Origin of the sequence: Caulobacter sp. CCH9-E1, assembly GCF_001556515.1 — a bacterium.
Lineage (GTDB): Bacteria > Pseudomonadota > Alphaproteobacteria > Caulobacterales > Caulobacteraceae > Caulobacter.
On record NZ_LSJA01000208.1, the window covers coordinates 1 to 17,581 of the forward strand.

Annotated in this window: 20 protein-coding genes; 13 read left to right on the top strand and 7 right to left on the bottom strand. The window is 68.4% G+C overall.

Going from position 1 to position 17,581, the window contains the following annotated elements; genetic code table 11:
- Positions 1-1,254, bottom strand: a 1,254-nt coding sequence (gene trmFO / locus AX690_RS12360) for a methylenetetrahydrofolate--tRNA-(uracil(54)-C(5))-methyltransferase (FADH(2)-oxidizing) TrmFO (protein ID WP_066730394.1), incomplete at its 3' end; no start/stop codon positions are given.
- 97 nt (positions 1,255-1,351) lie between these two features.
- Between trmFO and AX690_RS12365 the strand changes: the two genes are divergently transcribed.
- The 4 genes from AX690_RS12365 (at position 1,352) to AX690_RS12380 (ending at position 4,996) form a co-directional block, all read left to right on the top strand.
- The gene (locus tag AX690_RS12365) at positions 1,352-2,290 is read left to right on the top strand and encodes a hypothetical protein (RefSeq protein WP_066681783.1); all 939 of its coding nucleotides are present in this window, start codon (positions 1,352-1,354) and stop codon (positions 2,288-2,290) included.
- A gap of 67 nt (positions 2,291-2,357) precedes the next feature.
- Positions 2,358-3,113 (top strand): hypothetical protein, encoded by a 756-nt coding sequence (locus tag AX690_RS12370; protein ID WP_066681781.1) that lies wholly within the window; start codon positions 2,358-2,360, stop codon positions 3,111-3,113.
- Positions 3,114-3,998, top strand: coding sequence for a hypothetical protein (locus tag AX690_RS12375; protein WP_066681779.1), 885 nt, complete (start codon positions 3,114-3,116; stop codon positions 3,996-3,998).
- Between the two features lie 83 nt (positions 3,999-4,081).
- A complete protein-coding gene (locus AX690_RS12380; protein ID WP_066681776.1) occupies positions 4,082-4,996 on the top strand; it encodes a hypothetical protein in 915 nt (304 codons plus the stop codon).
- 7 nt (positions 4,997-5,003) lie between these two features.
- On the opposite strand, the gene AX690_RS12385 is transcribed toward AX690_RS12380, so the two are convergent.
- Complete coding sequence (locus AX690_RS12385) at positions 5,004-5,504, bottom strand: ClbS/DfsB family four-helix bundle protein (RefSeq protein WP_066681773.1); 501 nt, start codon at positions 5,502-5,504, stop codon at positions 5,004-5,006.
- Between the two features lie 8 nt (positions 5,505-5,512).
- On the bottom strand, positions 5,513-8,422 hold the full coding sequence (uvrA, locus tag AX690_RS12390) for an excinuclease ABC subunit UvrA (protein ID WP_066681771.1): 2,910 nt from the start codon (positions 8,420-8,422) through the stop codon (positions 5,513-5,515).
- 281 nt (positions 8,423-8,703) lie between these two features.
- Here uvrA and AX690_RS23325 point away from each other — a divergent pair, with 281 nt between their 5' ends.
- The 3 genes from AX690_RS23325 (at position 8,704) to AX690_RS23330 (ending at position 9,957) form a co-directional block, all read left to right on the top strand.
- Positions 8,704-8,865, top strand: a complete 162-nt coding sequence (locus AX690_RS23325; RefSeq protein ID WP_082769637.1) for a hypothetical protein — start codon at positions 8,704-8,706, stop codon at positions 8,863-8,865.
- A 388-nt stretch (positions 8,866-9,253) separates the two neighbouring features.
- Positions 9,254-9,673, top strand: coding sequence for a hypothetical protein (locus tag AX690_RS12395; RefSeq protein WP_156449645.1), 420 nt, complete (start codon positions 9,254-9,256; stop codon positions 9,671-9,673).
- A gap of 134 nt (positions 9,674-9,807) precedes the next feature.
- Positions 9,808-9,957 (top strand): hypothetical protein, encoded by a 150-nt coding sequence (locus tag AX690_RS23330; RefSeq protein WP_082769638.1) that lies wholly within the window; start codon positions 9,808-9,810, stop codon positions 9,955-9,957.
- 8 nt (positions 9,958-9,965) lie between these two features.
- Here AX690_RS23330 and AX690_RS12400 read toward each other — a convergent pair whose 3' ends face one another.
- A complete protein-coding gene (locus AX690_RS12400; protein ID WP_066681791.1) occupies positions 9,966-10,430 on the bottom strand; it encodes a DUF1203 domain-containing protein in 465 nt (154 codons plus the stop codon).
- Positions 10,431-10,554: 124 nt separating this feature from the next.
- Here AX690_RS12400 and AX690_RS22885 point away from each other — a divergent pair, with 124 nt between their 5' ends.
- The 4 genes from AX690_RS22885 to AX690_RS12415 are packed head-to-tail and all read left to right on the top strand — an operon-like array spanning position 10,555 to position 14,210.
- A complete protein-coding gene (locus AX690_RS22885; RefSeq protein WP_156449646.1) occupies positions 10,555-10,668 on the top strand; it encodes a hypothetical protein in 114 nt (37 codons plus the stop codon).
- Complete coding sequence (locus tag AX690_RS12405; protein WP_066681767.1) at positions 10,625-12,211, top strand: ABC-F family ATP-binding cassette domain-containing protein; 1,587 nt, start codon at positions 10,625-10,627, stop codon at positions 12,209-12,211. Before AX690_RS22885 ends, AX690_RS12405 begins: the two co-directional genes overlap by 44 nt.
- Before the next feature lie 55 nt (positions 12,212-12,266).
- Positions 12,267-13,556 carry a DUF3422 domain-containing protein gene (locus AX690_RS12410; protein ID WP_197426850.1) on the top strand — a complete coding sequence of 430 codons (1,290 nt, stop codon included), beginning with the start codon at positions 12,267-12,269 and terminating at the stop codon, positions 13,554-13,556.
- A gap of 18 nt (positions 13,557-13,574) precedes the next feature.
- Positions 13,575-14,210, top strand: a complete 636-nt coding sequence (locus AX690_RS12415) for a methyltransferase (protein WP_066681766.1) — start codon at positions 13,575-13,577, stop codon at positions 14,208-14,210.
- On the opposite strand, the gene AX690_RS12420 is transcribed toward AX690_RS12415, so the two are convergent.
- From AX690_RS12420 to AX690_RS12430, 3 genes are read right to left on the bottom strand one after another with little or no spacing between them, the layout of a single operon-like run.
- Positions 14,207-14,656 (bottom strand): flagellar basal body protein, encoded by a 450-nt coding sequence (locus AX690_RS12420; RefSeq protein WP_066681765.1) that lies wholly within the window; start codon positions 14,654-14,656, stop codon positions 14,207-14,209. The two genes, AX690_RS12415 and AX690_RS12420, sit on opposite strands and share 4 nt — an antisense overlap.
- Before the next feature lie 4 nt (positions 14,657-14,660).
- Positions 14,661-15,029, bottom strand: coding sequence for a rod-binding protein (locus AX690_RS12425; protein WP_066681763.1), 369 nt, complete (start codon positions 15,027-15,029; stop codon positions 14,661-14,663).
- Positions 15,029-16,153 carry a flagellar basal body P-ring protein FlgI gene (locus AX690_RS12430; protein ID WP_066681761.1) on the bottom strand — a complete coding sequence of 375 codons (1,125 nt, stop codon included), beginning with the start codon at positions 16,151-16,153 and terminating at the stop codon, positions 15,029-15,031. Before AX690_RS12430 ends, AX690_RS12425 begins: the two co-directional genes overlap by 1 nt.
- A 220-nt stretch (positions 16,154-16,373) precedes the next feature.
- Here AX690_RS12430 and AX690_RS12435 point away from each other — a divergent pair, with 220 nt between their 5' ends.
- Positions 16,374-16,808: a flagellar assembly protein FliX gene (locus AX690_RS12435; RefSeq protein WP_066681759.1), complete on the top strand. Its 435-nt coding sequence runs from the start codon at positions 16,374-16,376 to the stop codon at positions 16,806-16,808.
- 191 nt (positions 16,809-16,999) lie between these two features.
- Entirely contained in the window at positions 17,000-17,428 is a 429-nt protein-coding gene (gene dksA, locus AX690_RS12440; protein WP_013078283.1) for an RNA polymerase-binding protein DksA, read from the top strand.
- The last annotated feature ends 153 nt before the right edge of the window (positions 17,429-17,581 follow it).

The following is a 17,581-nucleotide window of genomic DNA, read 5'->3' on the forward strand; positions in this document are numbered from 1 at the left end:
GTCCAGGTGCCCGCCAGTGATGTGCTCGACCAGGGCGCCCAGGGCGGTGGTCGGGGGCGGGGCGGCCAGCGGGGAGCCCTTGCGGTCCGCGGCGGCGAAGCGGCCGGTCAGCAGGCCCATGGCCGCGCTCTCGACATAGCCCTCGACGCCGGTGACCTGGCCCGCGAAGCGCAGGCGCGGCTGGGCCTTCATCCGCAGCGACTTGTCGAGCAGCTTCGGCGAATTGATGAAGGTGTTGCGGTGCAGGCCGCCCAGGCGCGCGAACTGGGCGTTCTCAAGGCCCGGGATCATCCGGAAGGTCTCGGCCTGGACGCCGTGCTTCAGCTTGGTCTGGAAGCCGACCATGTTCCACAGCGTGCCCAGGGCGTTGTCCTGGCGCAGCTGGACGATGGCGTAGGCCTTCACGGTCGGGTCGCGCGGATTGGTCAGGCCCACCGGCTTCATTGGCCCGTGGCGCAGGGTCTCGCGGCCGCGCTCGGCCATGACCTCGATCGGCAGGCAGCCGTCGAAATAGGGGACGTTCTCCCACTCCTTGAACTCGGACTTGGGACCGGCCAGCAGGGCGTCGATGAAGGCCTCGTACTGCGCCTTGTTCATCGGGCAGTTGATGTAGGCGGCCGCGTCGCCGCCGGGGCCTTCCTTGTCGTAGCGCGACTGGCGCCAGGCGACGTCCATGTTGATCGAGTCGTAGTGGATGATCGGCGCGATGGCGTCGAAGAACGACAGCTGGCCCTCGCCGGTCAGGTCCAGGATCGCCTGGGCCAGGGCCGGCGAGGTGAGGGGACCGGTGGCGACGATGACGTTGTCCCATTCGGCCGGCGGCAGGCCGGCGATCTCCTCGCGGACGATCGTCACGAAGGGATGTTCAGACAGGCGCTTGGTGACCTCGGCCGAGAAGCCGTCGCGGTCGACGGCCAGGGCGCCGCCGGCCGGCACCTGGTGCTGGTCGGCGCAAGACATGATCAGGCTGTCCAGCTTGCGCATCTCGGCGTGCAGCAGGCCCACGGCGTTGAACTGCCAGTCGTCCGAGCGGAACGAATTGGAACAGACCATCTCGGCCAAGCCATCGGTCTGGTGGGCGTCGGTGCGGATTTCTTTTACTTGCCCTACCGCTTCGCTGCTTGAGGGCTCGTCCCTGCGCATCTCGTGCAGGATCACCGGCACGCCGCTCTGGGCGATCTGCCAGGCGGCTTCGGAGCCGGCCAGGCCCCCGCCGACGATGTGAACGGGCTGATAGGTCGAATTCGTGGTCATGGGGCGCCCTATACCCCCGGCTGTCGCTTGGCGAAACCTCGTGTAGGCTGATGGTTCGTGGCGCGCGTTCGCGCGTGGGCCGGCCCGGGGAGGGGACATGGCGAGATTCGCGGTGGGCGAGGCGGCGACGTCGGGCTTTGGCGTGGTCGTGCGGCATCCTCTGGCCGTCGGCGGCTGGGCCCTGGCCCTGGTGGTGGGGCTGATCGTTCCGGCCATTGTCGGCCTTTTCTGGCTCGGCCCGGAGTTCGCGCGTCTGATCCAGATGGCGCTGACCCAGAAAGCCGGCGCGACCGATCCTGGCATGTTCGACGATTTCATGCGGACCCAGTCGAGCATGACCGCCTTGAACATCCTCTACTGGCTGTGGTCCTCGTTCGTACGGGCGGTGCTGTGCGGAGCCGTTTTCCGCGCGGTGCTGATGCCGGAAGCCTCGGCCTGGGCCTTCCTGCGGATCGGCGGACGCGAGCTTTGGCTGACCCTGCTGTTCGTCGTGGAGCAGGTGCTGGCCATGATCGTCATCTTCATCGTCGCCCTGCTGATTGTCGTCTTGACCGCGGTGGTGGCGGTCAGCGGCGGCGAGCAGGCGAAGACGGCGGTGATCATCGTGGCGAGCTCTGCGACGGCGATCGCGGCGGGGGTTCTGATCTGGGTGGCGCTGCGCTTGTCGCTGGCCGCGCCGATGACCTTCGCCGACGCTCAGTTCCGCCTGTTCGAGTCCTGGACCCTGACGCGCGGCCAGGGCTGGCGGTTGCTGGGCATGGCCCTGCTGGTCGTATTCTTCATCCTGCTGATGGAGATGCTGGTCGGCGCCGCGGCGTTCGGCGTCGTCGTGGCGGCGGGCGGTTCGCTGGAAGCGATCCGCGGACCTGGCGCGCTGGAAGCCTTCATCTCCAGGCCGCCGATCGCGCTGCTGACGGACCTCTGGCCCTGGCTGCTGGGCCTGAGCGCGCTGGGGGCCGTGTTCAGCGCCGTGCTGCAGGCGGTGTTCTGGGCGCCCTGGGCCGCGGCGCATAAGGCCTTGACCGCCGAGGCCTAGCCAAGGCCTTAGATTGTCAGGGCCCGCGCGACTCGGCGGTGGGCGGCGCGGAAGGGAACTTGATCGGATGGCGGACGGACCGGCGAGCGTCGGAAGCTTGCTGAAGGCGGCGATCTCGCGCATGGGCGCGGCGCAGGTGTCATGCCTGGCCGCCCTGGTCGTGGCGGTGGTCCTGACGGTCTCGACGAACGCCTTGCCGCTGGCGCTCCGCCCGCTGGCCGTTCTGGTCGCCACCGTGATCGCCCAAGGCGCGCTGTACCGCCATGCGTTCGGCCGCAGCCCGGGGATCAACGGGCTGCGCTGGGGGCGCGACGAGTGGCGCCTGCTGGGCGCGCACCTGATGGGGCTGGGTCTCTTCCTGCTGATCGGCTCGATCCTGCTGATCGTGATCGGCGCTATCACGCTGGGCGTGGCCCGGGCCAGCGCGCCTCAGCTGGATGTCGGCTCCGCCCAGGCCTGGCGTGCGGCGCTGGCCAATGCCGGACCGGCGGGCTTCGTCGCGGGGCTCGCGCCGCTAGTCGCCCTGGCGATCCTGACTTGGCTGGCGCTGCGCCTGTCCTTCACCGCGCCCGCCACGGTCGCCGAGTCCGGGATTCGCGTGCTCAGCGCCTTTCCGCTGACCAAGGGCAAGGTTTCGATGTTGCTGCTTCCGGGCGTCTTTGCGCTGCCCATGGCGGCCAACCTGCTTTATGCCCTCGCGCCGCCCCGGGGAGTCGTCTCGACGGCGGGCTCCGCCATATTGGCCTATGTCGTGATGGCGCCGATCTGGTCGGTTATGATGGCCTATCTCTACCGCCAAAGCGCGGTCTCACAGGACGCTTAGATGTCTGTTCGCCCCACCGACGCGGCTCTTGAAGGTCTTCGCACCATGCGGCGCAAGCCGTTGGCGGTGCTGGCCTGGGCGGCGTTCTCCCTGGTCATGCTGCCGATCCTGGGCCTGATCGCCAAGATCGTGCTGGGCGACGAAGGCCGCACGGCGCTGGCTGGCCGCGTCGGCTCGGCCGATCCGCGCGAGCTGCTCGATCTGGTCACCCATCTTGGCGGCGCGATGGTGCTGCTGATCGCCCTGGCCCTGGTGCTGGGCGCGGTGCTGCAGGCGGCGATCATCCGGTCGGTGATCGAGCCCAACAACGACCGCCTGGCCTATCTGCGCCTGGGACGCGAGGAGGTGCAGCTGCTGATCGTCTCGCTGATCACCTGGGCGGCCGCCCTGGGCGTGACGGTGATCCCGTCCGGCGCGGTCGTGCTGGGCGCGGCGCTGCTGTCGGGAGCCGCGGCCGGCTGGTTCGCCACCCTGGGCGCGCTGGCGGTCATCGGCTTGTCGATGTGGGTCGCCGTGCGCCTGTCCCTGCTGGGACCGCACGCGTTCTCCCACCACCACATCGATATCCGCGCCGCCTGGATCCAGACCCACGGCCAGTTCTTCCGCCTGCTGGCCATGTTCGGCATGACGATCGTGATGAGCGCGATCGTTTCGATCATCGGCGCCGCCGTCTCGGGCGTGCTCGGCAACGTGATGAGCGGCGGCATCGACCCCGCCGACGGCGGCGTTGTCGCCAGCCATCCGGGGCTGATCCTGACCTTGCTGGCCAACATGCTGCTGGCCCCGATCTTCCTGACGCTGCAGACGGTGATCGTGGTCTCGGCGCCCGCCAAGGCCTTCGCCCACCTGAATCAGGACGAGATCGAGGCGGGCCTGCACGACTAGATCGGAAAAGTCGCAAGCGGACTCTGTCGAAGCGGCGCGAACCTTGTTAGGGCTAGGGCCTGTCCGCAAAGCAAGAGTACGACATGCCCAGGTTCTCGGCCTCCGACGCCGCCTTCTCCGGTTTTCGACTGGTGCGGGAGAACTTGAAGACCATCGCCATCTGGGCGGCGGTGATGACGGTGCTGTCGATCATCTCCAACGTGCTGGCGATCCAGTACTTCGGGGTGAAGCTCGAGGCCCTGATGTCCTACGTCTCCGACAACAGCAACCCGGATCCGGAGGAGTTCTTCCGCCGCGCCGCGGACTTGACGCCGCTGATGCTGTGGTCGCTGCCCTACAGCCTGATCGTCAACGGCGTGATCTTCGCGGCCCTCAATCGCCTCGTGCTGCGGCCCCAGGACAGCCGGTTCGCCTACCTGCGCCTGGGCAAGCCGGAGCTGCGCCAGGCGGTGGTCTGGGTGCTGACCAGCATGATCCTGATGGGCGTGCTGTTCGTCGGCTCGCTGGTCGCGGGTTTCCTCGGCGCTATGGGCGGACCGACAGGAGCGTTCCTGGCGCTGCTGGGCCTGGTCGGCTCGTTCTGCGTGGTCATCTATCTGGCCGTGCGGCTGTCGTTCGCGCCCGCCGTCACGTTCGAGACCGAGAAGGTCACGATCTTCAAGTCGATGCCCGAGACCAAGGGGCTCTTCTGGCCGCTGCTGGGCGCCTATCTGCTGGCGGTGGTGATGAGCATCATCGTCGTGCTGCTGATCTGGACGATCGTCTCGGCCATCGGCCTGATCGCCTCGGGCGACCTGTCGGCGACGGGCAAGATGCTGCGCGCCGACACCAGCTCGCTGCAGGCCTATTTCACGCCGGCGGGCATCGTTCAGGCGCTGTTCTCGGGCGTGATCTCGGTCCTGACCACGCTGATCGTGTTCGGCCCGGCGCCCACCATCTATCGCGAACTGAAGGGCGGTTCGCCCAGCGCGACGCCGGGTGGCGCGGGCGCTTGGTAGGCGGGCGCTAGGTCTTCAGCCACTTGCGAATCCGGCCCCGCGCATTGGCGTAGGGCGAGGACGTGTTGAACTGGATCATCCGGCCCTTGGTCCATTTGTCGTACCAGGGGCGGCCGTAGAGTTCGGCGTCGGAGCGCGCCGAGATGGTCTCGATCAGGCGCGCCTTGGCCAGGGTCAGGCGTTCCAGTCGTTGGGGCCAGTCCAGCGCGCGGTAGTCGGCGTAGAACTTGCCGGCCAGCGAGCCCAATTGGTTCCACCCGAAGCCCGTCTCGGGGAAATCGACGGGCTGGCCCCGATCGTCGCGATCCAGCCATTTCAGGACCAGCTCGTTCCAGCCGATCAGATAGGCGACCAGATCCGCCGGGCTCATCAGCGTCCCGGCGGCATGGCCTGGGAGCGTGGTCTCGTCGACCCGCTCCAGAGGCGTCCGGGCCAGGTCCGCCATCAGCCTGTCGAACGTCAGGTCGATCGCGGCCAACAGCTCGGCCTTGGAGGCAGGAACGGCCACGGCCGTCCCTAAGCCCGCTTGGTCTTCTTGAGCTCCGCCACCCGCGCCTTGCGACGCTCCTCGTGGCGGTCCAGCAGTTCCTTCAAGTAGCGGCCGGTCCAGCTGGCCTCGACCTTGGCCACGTCCTGGGGCGAGCCGACCGCGACGATCTCGCCGCCGCCGTCGCCGCCTTCCGGACCGAAGTCGAGCAGCCAGTCGGCCGTCTTCACGACATCCAGGTTATGCTCGATCACGACCACCGTGTTGCCCTGGTCGGCCAGCTCGTGCAGCACCTCGAGCAGCTTCTTGGTGTCCTCGAAGTGCAGGCCCGTGGTCGGCTCGTCGAGGATGTACAACGTGCGGCCGGTGGCCCGGCGCGACAGCTCCTTGGACAGCTTCACGCGCTGAGCCTCGCCGCCGGACAGGGTCGTCGCCTGCTGACCGACCTTGATGTAGCTGAGGCCGACGCGCTTCAGCGTCTCCATCTTGTCGCGGATCGGCGGCACGGCCTTGAAGAAGTCGGCGGCCTCCTCGACGGTCATGTCCAGGACGTCGGCGATCGTCTTGCCCTTGAACAGCACGTCCAAGGTCTCGCGGTTGTAGCGCTTGCCCTTGCAGACGTCGCAAGTGACGTAGACGTCGGGCAGGAAGTGCATCTCGATCTTGATGACGCCGTCGCCCTGGCAAGCCTCGCAGCGGCCGCCCTTGACGTTGAAGCTGAACCGGCCCGGGCCATAGCCGCGCGCCTTGCTCTCGGGCAGGCCGGCGAACCAGTCGCGGATCGGGCCAAAGGCGCCGGTATAGGTGGCCGGGTTCGAGCGCGGGGTGCGACCGATCGGCGACTGGTCGATGTCGATGACCTTGTCGAAGTGCTCCAAGCCCTCGATCCGCTCGTGCGGGGCGGGGGCGTCGCTGGCGTTGTTCAGCCGGCGCGCGGCGGCCTTGTACAGGGTCTCGATCGTGAAGGTCGACTTGCCGCCGCCCGACACGCCGGTGATGCAGGTGAAGGTCCCCACGGGGATCTCGGCCGTGACGCCCTTGAGGTTGTTGCCGGTCGCGCCGACGACCTTCAGCACCTTCTTCTTGCTGATCGGCCGGCGCTGTTCCGGCACCTCGATCTCGCGCACGCCGGTCAGGTACTGGCCGGTGACGCTGTTGGGGTTGGCCATGATCTGCTCGGGCGTGCCCTGGGCGACGATCTCGCCGCCATGCACGCCGGCGGCCGGGCCCATGTCGATGACGTAGTCGGCGGTCATGATCGCCTCTTCGTCGTGCTCGACGACCAGCACCGAGTTGCCCAGGTCCCGCAGCCCCTGCAGCGAGGTCAGCAGACGGGTGTTGTCGCGCTGGTGCAGGCCGATCGACGGCTCGTCCAGCACGTAGAGCACGCCGGTCAGGCCCGAGCCGATCTGGCTGGCCAGGCGGATGCGCTGGCTCTCGCCGCCGGACAGCGTGCCCGAGCCGCGCGAGAGGTTCAGGTAATCGAGGCCCACGTCGACGAGGAACCGCAGGCGATCGTTGATCTCCTTCAGGATTCGCCGGGCGATCTCCATCTGCTTGTCGGTCAGCTTGCTTTCGAGCGCGGTGAACCAGTCGCGGGCCGGTCGGATGGCCAGGTTCGAGACCTCGGCGATGTCCTTGGCGTCGATCTTGACGGCCAGGGCTTCCGGCTTCAGGCGCTTGCCGTGGCAGGTCTCGCAGGGGGTGTCGGACTGGTAGCGGCCCAGCTCCTCGCGCACCCAGCTGGAGTCGGTTTCGCGCCAGCGGCGCTCCAGGTTCGGCAGCACGCCCTCGAAAGGCTTTTCGACCTCGTACTTCCGGGCGTTGTCGTCATAGACGAACTTGATCTTGGTCCCGCGCGAGCCGTTGAGCACGACGTCCTTGGCGTCCGCCGACAGCTTGTGCCACGGCTCGTCCATCGAGAAGCCGTAGTGGCGCGCCAGGGCCTGCAGGGTCTGGGTGTAGAGCGGCGAAGGACCTTTCGCCCACGGGGCGACCGCGCCCTTGTGCAGGCTCTTGTCCTTGTCGGGGATCACCAGGTCGGCGTCGAAGGCCAGCTTGGCGCCCAGGCCGTCGCAGACCGGGCAGGCGCCCGCCGGATTGTTGAACGAGAACAGGCGAGGCTCGATCTCGGCGATCGTGAAGCCGCTGACCGGGCAGGCGAAGCGCTCCGAGAACAGGATGCGCCTGGGCTCCTTCTCGCCGTCCTCGATATTGGCGAACTCGGCCACGGCCAGACCGTCGGCCAGGCGCAGGGCCTGCTCGATGGAGTCGGCCAGACGCTGCTCCATGTCGGGCTTGGTCACCACGCGGTCCACGACCACGTCGATGTCGTGCTTGAACTTCTTGTCGAGCGCCGGGGCGTCCTCGATCGGATAGAACTCGCCGTCGATCTTCAGCCGCTGGAAGCCGGCCTTCTGCCACTCGGCGATCTCTTTCTTGTACTCGCCCTTGCGGTCGCGAACGACGGGGGCCAGCAGGTAGAGACGCGTGCCCTCGGGCAGGGCGGTGATCTTGTCGACCATCTGGCTGATGGTCTGGCTCTCGATCGGCAGGCCGGTGGCCGGCGAGTAGGGGACCCCGACCCGCGCCCACAGCAGGCGCATGTAGTCGTGGATCTCGGTCACCGTGCCGACGGTCGAGCGCGGGTTGCGGCTGGTGGTCTTCTGTTCGATCGAGATCGCGGGCGACAGGCCCTCGATCAGGTCGACGTCCGGCTTGCTCATCAGCTCCAGGAACTGACGGGCGTAGGCCGACAGGCTCTCCACGTAGCGGCGCTGGCCCTCGGCGTAGATCGTGTCGAAGGCGAGCGACGACTTACCCGAGCCCGACAGGCCGGTCAGCACGACCAGCTCGCCACGCGGGATGTCGACGCTGACGTCCTTCAGATTGTGCTCACGGGCGCCGCGAACGCGGATGAAGTTCAGTTGCTCGGCCATGTTTTCCGGAACGTTGGGCCGCCCGATTGGTGGCGGCGCAGCGGCTATATGTAGGGCTCGATCCGGGAATTAACACAAGAACAAGATGCGAACAAATGTCGCGCGCGCGAGGCCAAGCTTCTGCTGACAGCGGATGTCAGCATGAAGCGCGCGGGGCGCCCATCTTCGCGTCGGGCCGTTCGTCTTTCCTAAACCCTGTTTGGAAGCGGGTTCTTCAAGGGGCGGTGCTTTACAGCTCCATCTTGGGTCGAGTTGGGGCCCGCCGGAGAGGGACCGGAACCATGGCCAAGGCAGAGGCCGAGAGCGTCAAGCAGGCAGCCAAGCACGGCGCGTTCAACAGCATGCGTCCGCCGAAGCCGCGCTCGGTGGTCATCGATGGCCTGGTGTTCATCGGCGGCGTCGGGGCGCTGCTTTGGGTCCTCTGCAACATGGCCCCGACCTAGAGGCTCGCCCGGCGTTCGCGCGCCTGCGGGACCTACGCTCCCAGCTCGGGCGCCGCAAGGCCACGCCACGGTCGCGAAAACGGCGTTATCCCGGCGTGACCTCGCCCTCCAGCTTGGCCGGGGGACAGCGGATGGCGCGGGGGAGGGGATCCAGGCGGTGGCTCGCCGCGTCGGGCGGTCTGTTGATCAACGGCCTGATCCTCGGCGCGTTGATCCAGCTGGAGGCTCCGCCGGTGGTCGCGGACGATGCGCCGGTATTGTTGCTCGACCTCGAGCGCGCGCCCCGGTCACGCGCCGCGGATCGACCTTCCCGCTCCAGGCCTGGCCGCCGTTCAGCCACGTCCCGACAAAGCGCCGCGCCCGCGCCGATGGCGTCGCCGAGGAGGGCGTGTCGGGCCGCCCCGCTGCGGAGACGACGCCCGAGATCGAAGACCGTTGGAGAATGGACCCCAGGGCCGTCGACCGCTGGAAGCTGACCGAAGGCGTCCCTGAGTGGGGATGGGGACGCTATTACCGGGCGTGCAAAGGCCTCTCCAGCGAGCACATGACGCCGGACGAGAAGGAGCGATGCTACGGCGGCTGGAGAGATCGCAAGGACAAGCGTCCATCGCCCGCCTTCGTCGGTCCCATCGACGAAATCCCGTGGCAAACGCCGACCCGCGACAGCAAGTCGCGGGTCGAGGGCGAAGGCTCGCGCAAGCAGCGTTGTCGCGACTATCGTCGTGGCCAGACGCCAGGATTTTCTGAACGAAATCTGAGCTCTACGGGCGCGCCGCCGCCTAGCCTTCGCGAGGGCGGCTGCTTCTAGGAGCGAACGCCGTTGGCCCATCTCGGGGGCGTTCGCTTTTGCTCAACCTTCTTTCGAAGCCCGTCGTTCAGCGTGATTTCTGAAAACGTTTGCGGTCGGGCCTGGGGCTCGAGGCAATCGGAACCACCCTCGTCATGTCGCAGGACACCGCCAAGCAGGACGCCAAGCGCGAAGCCTTCAAAGCCCTCAACACCGGCAAGCCGCGCTCGGTGATCATCGACGGGCTGGTGTTCATCGGCGGCGTCGGATCGCTGCTCTGGGTCCTGCGGCACATGACGCCTTAGGCGGCGCTCTAGGCCCTGTCGATACGCGCCGCGTAGCAGCCCCACTTGGCGTAGTGAGCGTGCAGGTAGGCGATGTCCGGATCCTCGAATAACGTCTCGATCAGAGCATCCGCCGCCGCGCCTTCGGTCACATCGGCGGCGCGCATCATCCCGCTGACGTCAAACGCCCTCAGAGACAGCAGGCGGCGCCTCAGCGCGGGCGGCATCTCACCGACGGTCGAGACCGCCTCGACGCCCTCCCGCACGAAGATCGCATGACTGGCGCGGAACGGCGTCGGCGCGGGCTGATGCTCGTAGTTGATCAGGATCAGGGTCTCGCCGGGACGCGCGTCGTCCAGGCTGACGCGGCAGGGAAAGCCCAGCGGCGCGTCGGCGATGACGCGCCGGGCGCCGCGCGCGGCCAATGCCTCGTCATCCAACTGGAACAGGGGCGCGAAGGGCTCGGGCGATAGGCTGGTCACGGCGTAGGACATGTCTTGAACTCCCTTGTGGCCAGGTTTTTCGCCTTCGCCGACCGCGCGCGACACCCGTTCCTTGCGGTCTGGCTCCGCTTGCCGCTTTCCGGCGGCGGGCGTAGACACATCGCCATCCCATCCGATGGAGGCTCCCATGATCAGCAAGACGGAAGACCGCTTCGTCCTTCCCGTTTCCCTGACCGTGGGGTCGCATGTCCTTCGTCATCCTGGATTCCGTTTCCGCCGCCACGCCTGACGGCCGGCTTCTCTTCGAAAATCTGAACCTGTCCGTCGGGGCCGAGCGCATCGGCCTGGTGGGCCGCAACGGCGTGGGCAAGTCGACCTTGCTGGCGTTGATCGCCGGCGCGCGCGCTCCGCACGGCGGGGCCGTCTCGCGCACCGGCGCCGTCGCCATGCTGGACCAGACGCCCGATCTCCGCGCGGGCGCGCGGCTGGTCGATCTGCTCGGCGTCGGCGAGGCCTGGGACCGCCTGGCGCGCATAGAGCGCGGCGAGGGCGACGAGACCGATCTCTCCGAGGCGGACTGGGACCTGCCGGCCCGACTGGAGCAGGCCTTGGCCGAGGTCGACCTGAACGACCTGGAGCCCGAGCGTCCGGCGACCGCGCTGTCGGGCGGCCAGGCGACCCGCGCCGGCCTCGCGCGCCTGCTGCTCGCGCGGCCGGACGTGTTGCTGCTGGATGAGCCGACCAACAATCTCGACGCCGAGGCGCGGGCGTTCGTGCTCCGGGCGCTGAAGCGCTGGCGGGGCGGCGCGGTGGTGGTCAGCCACGACCGCTCCCTGCTGCGCGACATGGATCGGATCGTCGAGCTCTCGCCCTTGGGCGCGCGGTCCTACGGCGGCGGCTACGACCTCTATGCCGAGCGCAAGGCGCTGGAGGCCGAGGCCGCCCAGCGCGATCTCGACCACGCCGAGCGCGAGGTCCGTCGCGTCGCGCGCGAGGTCCAGGTCGCCCGCGAGCGCAAGGACCGCCGCGACGCCGCCGGTCGCCGCTTCGCCGACCGGGGCGGGACGCCGAAGATCGTGCTCGGCATGATGGCCGAGCGCGCCGAGACCAGCGGGGCCAAGGAAGGCAAGCTCGCGGGAAAGCTCGCCGCGCGAGCCGAGGAGGCCCGCGCCGCGGCCGAGACGCGGGTGGAGCGGGCCCGCTTGCTGGGCTTCGACCTCCCATCCAGCGGCCTGCCGGACGGCCGCGTGGTCCTGGCGTTCGAGGCGGTCGGCTTCGCCTGGCCCGATGGTCGGCCGGTGCTGGAGGACCTATCCTTCCGGATCACCGGTCCCGAGCGCCTGGCGGTGCTGGGATCGAACGGCGCCGGCAAGACCACCCTGATCCGCCTGGCCACCGGTCAACTGGCGCCGACGGCGGGTGAGGTTCGGCTTCAGGTCCCGTTCGCCTTGCTGGACCAGCGCGCGGCCGTCCTCGACGACGGCCAGACGATCCTGGAGAACTTCCGCCGGCTGAACCCCGGCGCCAGCATCAATGACGCCCACGCGGCCCTGGCGCGGTTCCTGTTCCGCAACGCCGCCGCCCTGCAGAGGGCTCGGACGCTCAGCGGGGGAGAGCGCCTCCGCGCGGCCCTGGCCTGCGTCCTCTGCGCCGCGACCCCGCCGCAATTGCTGATCCTGGACGAGCCGACCAATCACCTCGACCTCGAGTCCGTGCGCGCCGTCGAAGCGGCTTTGGCCGGCTATGATGGGGCTTTGCTGGTGGTCAGCCACGACGCGGATTTCCTGGAGGCGATCGGTGTCGAGCGGCGGATCAGGCTGAAAAGCCCGTGACGCGCCGCCCAGGGAGCGTTATCACTATGTGACCGGTAACATTGGGCGCGACCCGATGACCCGCGAGCAGGGCGAGGACGAGATGGACGAGCGTCGGGACCACCCGCTGAGGGTGATATTGAGCGAGTTGATGCACTTGCGGGCGCTGCCCCTGGACCGGGCGCCGGTCCGGCTGCGTCAGTGGGTGTTCCTGGTCGAGCCCTCCGACCGCGACGCCGAGGCGGCCTTCGTCGGCCTGTTCGCGCCGGGCCAGGACCCGGCCGTGGGCCGCGCGCTCAGCGTGGGCGAGGCCGGCGGCTGGCTGTGGGAGCGGCACCAGGAATTCTCGACCTGGACCTGGTTCGCCTACGGTCCGCTGGGTGAGGATCTCGGTTTCCAGGCCGAGACGGATCAGAGCTTCTTCTGGCTGCACGGCGCGCCGGGGCAGGTGTTCCGCGGCGTCGAGATCTCGGTCGGCGCGCCTAACGCCGAGCCGCCGACAGAGGCGGCCTTGTCCCGCCACATCGACCTGCGTCGCTGCGTCTCGTGCGAGGTCTTCGACGGCGCGGCGCGGATCTGGACCGATTTCCGCCTGCGCGAGGGCGGGGCGGGGCGCATCCATGTCCATAACCAGGGCCTCGCCAACGACGAGGTCTCGCGCCTGGTTCAGACGCTGCTGGAGATCGGCAACTATCGAAAGCTGGCCCTGCTGGGCTTCGCCCCCGCTCGCGAGACCCTGGCCTGGCTGGACGGCGCCGAAGCGCGGCTGGCGGCGATCACCGGCGACCTGGCGGCGGGCGAGGACAGCCAGGGCGTGCTGGACGACCTCCTCAAGCTATCCGCCGAAGTGGAGGCCCGCGCCGCGACCAGCCGCTTCCGCCGAGGCGCGACGGAATCCTATCACCAGCTGACGCTCGACCGGCTGGAGGCCCTGCGCGAGCGGCGGCTGCCGGGCCACTCGACCATGAGCGAGTTCATCGCCCGGCGTCTCTTGCCAGCCATGCGCACGCGGGAGGCGGCGGATCGGCGGCTGGACGATCTGTCCGAGCGGGTGGCGCGCTGCGGTGATCTGCTGCGCGCCAAGCTGGGCCTGGCCCAGGACCGCCAGAACCAGGAGACCCTGCGCGGCATGGACGCCAGCCTGCAGCTGCAGACCAAGCTTCAGGGGCTGGTCGAGGGGTTGTCGATCTTCGCCGTCGGCTATTACGTGCTGGGCCTGCTCGGCTATCTGCTGAAGCCGTGGCTGCACGGCTGGCCGGGCGGGGGCGAGTGGGTGCTGTCGGCGCTGGTCCCGCTGGTGCTGATCGCGGTGGCCGCCAGTCTGCATCGGCGCAAGAAGCGCCTGATCGGCGACGAACGCTCTTGAGGCCCCTATAGAAGGCGCATGGATCTCGACGCCTTCATTCGCGCGAACCTGCCGCTGGCGCCCGCGCCCGGCGTTCCGGAAGTCCAGCTGCATCTGGCCGGGCCGCGCAGCGGACTGATGCGGCTGGCCGACGCCGATCCCGACTTCGGCTCGCCCTACTGGGCTCGGTGCTGGGGCGGTGGTCTGGCGCTGGCGCGTCACGTGCTGGACCATCCGGAGACCATTGACGGCCAGCGCGTGCTCGACCTGGGCGCGGGTTCGGGCCTCGTGGCGATCGCGGCGATGAAGGCCGGGGCGGCGCAGGTCCTGGCGGTCGATGTCGACCCCTACGCCGTCGCCGCCGCGCGCCTCAACGCCGAGGCCAATGCGGTGGCCTTGGAAACTCGGCTGGCGGACCTCACCGACGGCGCGCCGCCTTCGGACATCGATCTGATGCTGGTCGGCGATCTCTTTTATGACGCCGATCTGGCCAGCGCGGTCCTGCCGTTCTTGCAGCGCTGCGCGGCGGCGGGCGTCGGCGTGCTGATCGGCGATCCCTGGCGCGCGCACCTGCCGCGCGAGCGGCTGAGCGTCGTCGCCGAATATCCTGTCGCCGACTTCGGGGATCCCGGCGGTGTGCTGCGCGACGCCGCCGTCTTGTCTCTGTCGGCCTAGGCCCGGCGGTTCAGGGTGATCGCCGCGCCCATGGCGGGACGGTCATTGACCATGCCGCCGGCGCCATAGGTGGTGGCCGGCGCGGCGCGCTGGTTGGCGATCTCCTCGGCCACGGCGCGGACCAGGCCCTCGGTGACCGTGCGGGCGGCGTCGACCGCGCGGGCCTGGCGGGCGAGCACGGCGTCGAAGGCCTCGGTGGCGCGCTTCAGGCGCTGGCGCAGCTCCAGACGGGCCGTCTCGATCAGGGCGACATTGGCGCGCACCCGCATCGACTCGTGCCGATAGACATTGGCCAGCTTGGCGGTCTCTTCGACATACTGCGCCGCCTCGTGGGGGCGGCGGTTCTCGAAGGCCTGAGCCTCCTTGGCGATCAGGTCGGTGAGGCGCTCGGTCAGCAGGATCAGCTGGGTGACGCGATCGTCGGCGTCGACGGCGGCGATGGCCATGGGGTTACTCCTTCAGACCCTGAAGCTTCAGCATTTCGCGTTCGACGGTGGGCGCCAGGCCGATGCCGCCGGCCTTGGCGACCTGCTTGGCCATGGCCTCGGCCATCACCGACTTGAACATCTCCTCGCCCTGGCCGCCGCCGAAGGGTTCGGAGGTTTTCACGCCCTCGAACATCTGCTGCATCATCACCGACAGGAACGAGGCCTCGAAGTTCTGGGCCGTCTCCTTGATCTTGGCGCGCTTGGCGGTGTCCTTGGCCGTGTCCTCGATGGAGGCGGCCGCGCCCTTGACCGCCTGAGCGGCGGTCTTCACGGCGGCGGTCGTCGCGCCAAACTGCGGAACGAAGGTCGAGATCGTCGAGAAGGCGCTCATCACATCACCTCGATGTCGGCTTGCAGGGCGCCGGCGGCCTTCACGGCCTGCAGGATCGAGATCATGTCGCGCGGGGTGACGCCCAGGGCGTTCAGGCCGCCGACCAGGCTCTTCAGCGACGGCGAACCGCCCAGGGTGAGCAGCTTCTTGCCCTTCTCTTCCTCGACGTTGACCGTCGACTGAGGCACGATCGCCGTCTGGCCCTGGCTGAACGGCGCGGGCTGGCTGACCGCCGGGGCTTCCTGGACGCTGATCGTCAGGTTGCCTTGGGCGATCGCCACCTGGCTGATGCGGACGTCGTCGCCCATGACGATGACGCCAGCCACTTCGTCGATCACCACCTTGGCCGGGAAGTCGGGCTCGACCTCCAGGTTCTCGATGTTGGTCACGAAGCTGATCATGTCCATGCCGGGCGGGGCGCGGACGGCGACGATGGTCGGATTCTGCGCCTGGGCGCAGCCGGGGAACTTCTTGTTGACGGCGTCGGCGATGCGGCGGGCGGTCGTGAAGTCCGGATTGCGCAGGGTCATGCGCAGGATGTCCATATTGACCATCTGGAAGCCGGTCTCGCGCTCGATGATGCCGCCCGAGGCGATGCGGCCGGCGGTCGGCACGCCCTTGGTGACCGAGCTGCCCGAGGCGCCGCCGGCCGAGACCGAGCCGGTCTGCACCGTGCCCTGGGCGACGGCGTAGGTCTGGCCGTCGGCGCCTTGCAGGCTGGTGACCAGCAGGGTGCCGCCCAGCAGGCTCTTGGCGTCGCCCAGAGCCGAGACGTTGACGTCCAGCTTCGAACCGGCGGCCGAGAAGGGCGGCAGGCTGGCGGTCACCATGACCGTGGCGGTGTTCTTGGTGTTCAGGGTCGCGTCGCGGACGTTGACGCCCTGGCGCTCCAGCATCGCCTCCAGGCTCTGCTTGGTCATCGGCGCGTTGCGCAGGGAGTCGCCGGTGCCGTTCAGGCCGACGACGACGCCGTAGCCGACCAGTTGGTTCTCGCGGACGCCCTCGAAGGCGACGATGTCCTTGATGCGCGACTTGGCGAACGCCGGCGCCGCCACCAGGGCGGAAGCGGCGACCAGGGCGGTCAGAACCGGGCGAAGAACGGTGCGAAAGAATGAACGCGGCATGGCAGTCCCGTTGCGGGGAGACGTCCCCGCGCTGCTCCATGCCAAAAGCGGGCCAGTTTCAAGGTGTTGTGAATCAAGGGATTCTTGGCGTGGCTGGGGTTCCGGCGGCGCCTCCAGGCAGATTCTGCCCGGCATTAACCATACTTCAAGCGCGCAAACCGACTATGATTGTGCGACGAGACAAGTGACTCGCGTGTCTGAGCTTTTGGAGCTTGTCGGAATGAAGGTTTCCAGCACGGGGGGCGTGGGGGCGGCGGGACCGTCTCGGGCCAAGTCCTCTGGCGGGGCTTCGGGCTTCTCCCTGCCATCGGTGAACGCCGCCAGCGGCGCGGCCAGCACGGCTTCGGTCGGCGGCCTGTCGGGCGTCGGCTCGGTCGATGCGCTTCTGGCCCTGCAGGCGGCCGGCGCGGTCGGCGACCCCCTGGAACGCAAGAAGCGCGCCGTGCGCCGCGCCGACCATATCCTCGACATCCTGGGCGAGGTTCGCATCGCCCTGATCGACGGCGACATCCCCCCTTCGACGCTGGCCAACCTGCAGCGCGCCATCCGCGAGCAGCGCGACAAGACCGACGATCCCCGCCTGGAGGGGGTGCTCAACGAGATCGAGACCCGCGCCGCCGTCGAATTGGCCAAGCTTCAGGCCCGGGGCGGCTGACATGGCGGGGACCGGACGCGCAAATGATCGCCGGTCCCGCAGCGCTTGGCGTCGCCACGCGTTTTACGTCTGTCCATGCCGTCGTTCGACGCGAACTTTCGCTCTTCATGCGAGGTTCATTGAACGCGGCTCACCTTTTGGTATAAGCGCTCGGCCCTTGAGGGCTGAGTTCATTGGGGCGTGAGGCGTTGATGCAGACGGCCACTGTTCTAGTCGAGAAATCCGATTATCGTCCTTCCGAGGACGAGCCTTTTATGAACGACCGGCAGCTTGAGTATTTCAAGAACAAGTTGCTGGCCTGGAAGGAAGAGATCCTCCGCGAATCTCGCGAGACGGTGACCCACCTTCAGAAAGAAACCGAGAACCACGCCGATCTCGCCGATCGCGCGTCCTCGGAAACTGACCGAGCCCTTGAGCTCCGCACCCGCGACCGCCAACGAAAGCTGATCTCCAAGATCGACCAGGCCCTGCGCCGAGTCGAGGACGGCTCGTACGGCTACTGCGAGGAGACGGGCGAGCCGATCGGCCTCGCGCGCCTGGAAGCCCGTCCGACGGCGACCATGAGCGTGGAGGCCCAGGAGCGTCACGAGCGCCGCGAACGCGTCCACCGCGACGACTAAGCGTCCGCTTCGGCGATTATGTGTTTTCGAGCGGCCTCGGAGGAAACTCCGGGGCCGCTTTTGTTTGGTGGGCGGAAGGTCGGCTTTCGACCCTAGTTGGACGGTTGGAAAATCCTCCCCCCAGAGGGGGAGGAGGCCGAAGGCCGGAGGGGG

What these genes read in the sequence shown, in the direction of transcription:
- AX690_RS23325 (WP_082769637.1), top strand. Translation starts at nt 8,704, where the DNA reads ATGGCCAAGGCAGAGGCCGAGAGCGTCAAGCAGGCAGCCAAGCACGGC.
- AX690_RS12380 (WP_066681776.1), top strand. Translation starts at nt 4,082, where the DNA reads ATGCCCAGGTTCTCGGCCTCCGACGCCGCCTTCTCCGGTTTTCGACTG.
- AX690_RS12365 (WP_066681783.1), top strand. Translation starts at nt 1,352, where the DNA reads ATGGCGAGATTCGCGGTGGGCGAGGCGGCGACGTCGGGCTTTGGCGTG.
- AX690_RS12425 (WP_066681763.1), bottom strand. Translation starts at nt 15,029, where the DNA reads ATGAGCGCCTTCTCGACGATCTCGACCTTCGTTCCGCAGTTTGGCGCG.
- AX690_RS12370 (WP_066681781.1), top strand. Translation starts at nt 2,358, where the DNA reads ATGGCGGACGGACCGGCGAGCGTCGGAAGCTTGCTGAAGGCGGCGATC.
- AX690_RS23330 (WP_082769638.1), top strand. Translation starts at nt 9,808, where the DNA reads ATGTCGCAGGACACCGCCAAGCAGGACGCCAAGCGCGAAGCCTTCAAA.
- AX690_RS12430 (WP_066681761.1), bottom strand. Translation starts at nt 16,153, where the DNA reads ATGCCGCGTTCATTCTTTCGCACCGTTCTTCGCCCGGTTCTGACCGCC.
- uvrA (WP_066681771.1), bottom strand. Translation starts at nt 8,422, where the DNA reads ATGGCCGAGCAACTGAACTTCATCCGCGTTCGCGGCGCCCGTGAGCAC.
- AX690_RS12405 (WP_066681767.1), top strand. Translation starts at nt 10,625, where the DNA reads ATGTCCTTCGTCATCCTGGATTCCGTTTCCGCCGCCACGCCTGACGGC.
- AX690_RS12375 (WP_066681779.1), top strand. Translation starts at nt 3,114, where the DNA reads ATGTCTGTTCGCCCCACCGACGCGGCTCTTGAAGGTCTTCGCACCATG.
- AX690_RS22885 (WP_156449646.1), top strand. Translation starts at nt 10,555, where the DNA reads ATGGAGGCTCCCATGATCAGCAAGACGGAAGACCGCTTCGTCCTTCCC.
- AX690_RS12410 (WP_197426850.1), top strand. Translation starts at nt 12,267, where the DNA reads ATGACCCGCGAGCAGGGCGAGGACGAGATGGACGAGCGTCGGGACCAC.
- AX690_RS12400 (WP_066681791.1), bottom strand. Translation starts at nt 10,430, where the DNA reads ATGTCCTACGCCGTGACCAGCCTATCGCCCGAGCCCTTCGCGCCCCTG.
- AX690_RS12435 (WP_066681759.1), top strand. Translation starts at nt 16,374, where the DNA reads ATGAAGGTTTCCAGCACGGGGGGCGTGGGGGCGGCGGGACCGTCTCGG.
- AX690_RS12420 (WP_066681765.1), bottom strand. Translation starts at nt 14,656, where the DNA reads ATGGCCATCGCCGCCGTCGACGCCGACGATCGCGTCACCCAGCTGATC.
- dksA (WP_013078283.1), top strand. Translation starts at nt 17,000, where the DNA reads ATGCAGACGGCCACTGTTCTAGTCGAGAAATCCGATTATCGTCCTTCC.
- AX690_RS12415 (WP_066681766.1), top strand. Translation starts at nt 13,575, where the DNA reads ATGGATCTCGACGCCTTCATTCGCGCGAACCTGCCGCTGGCGCCCGCG.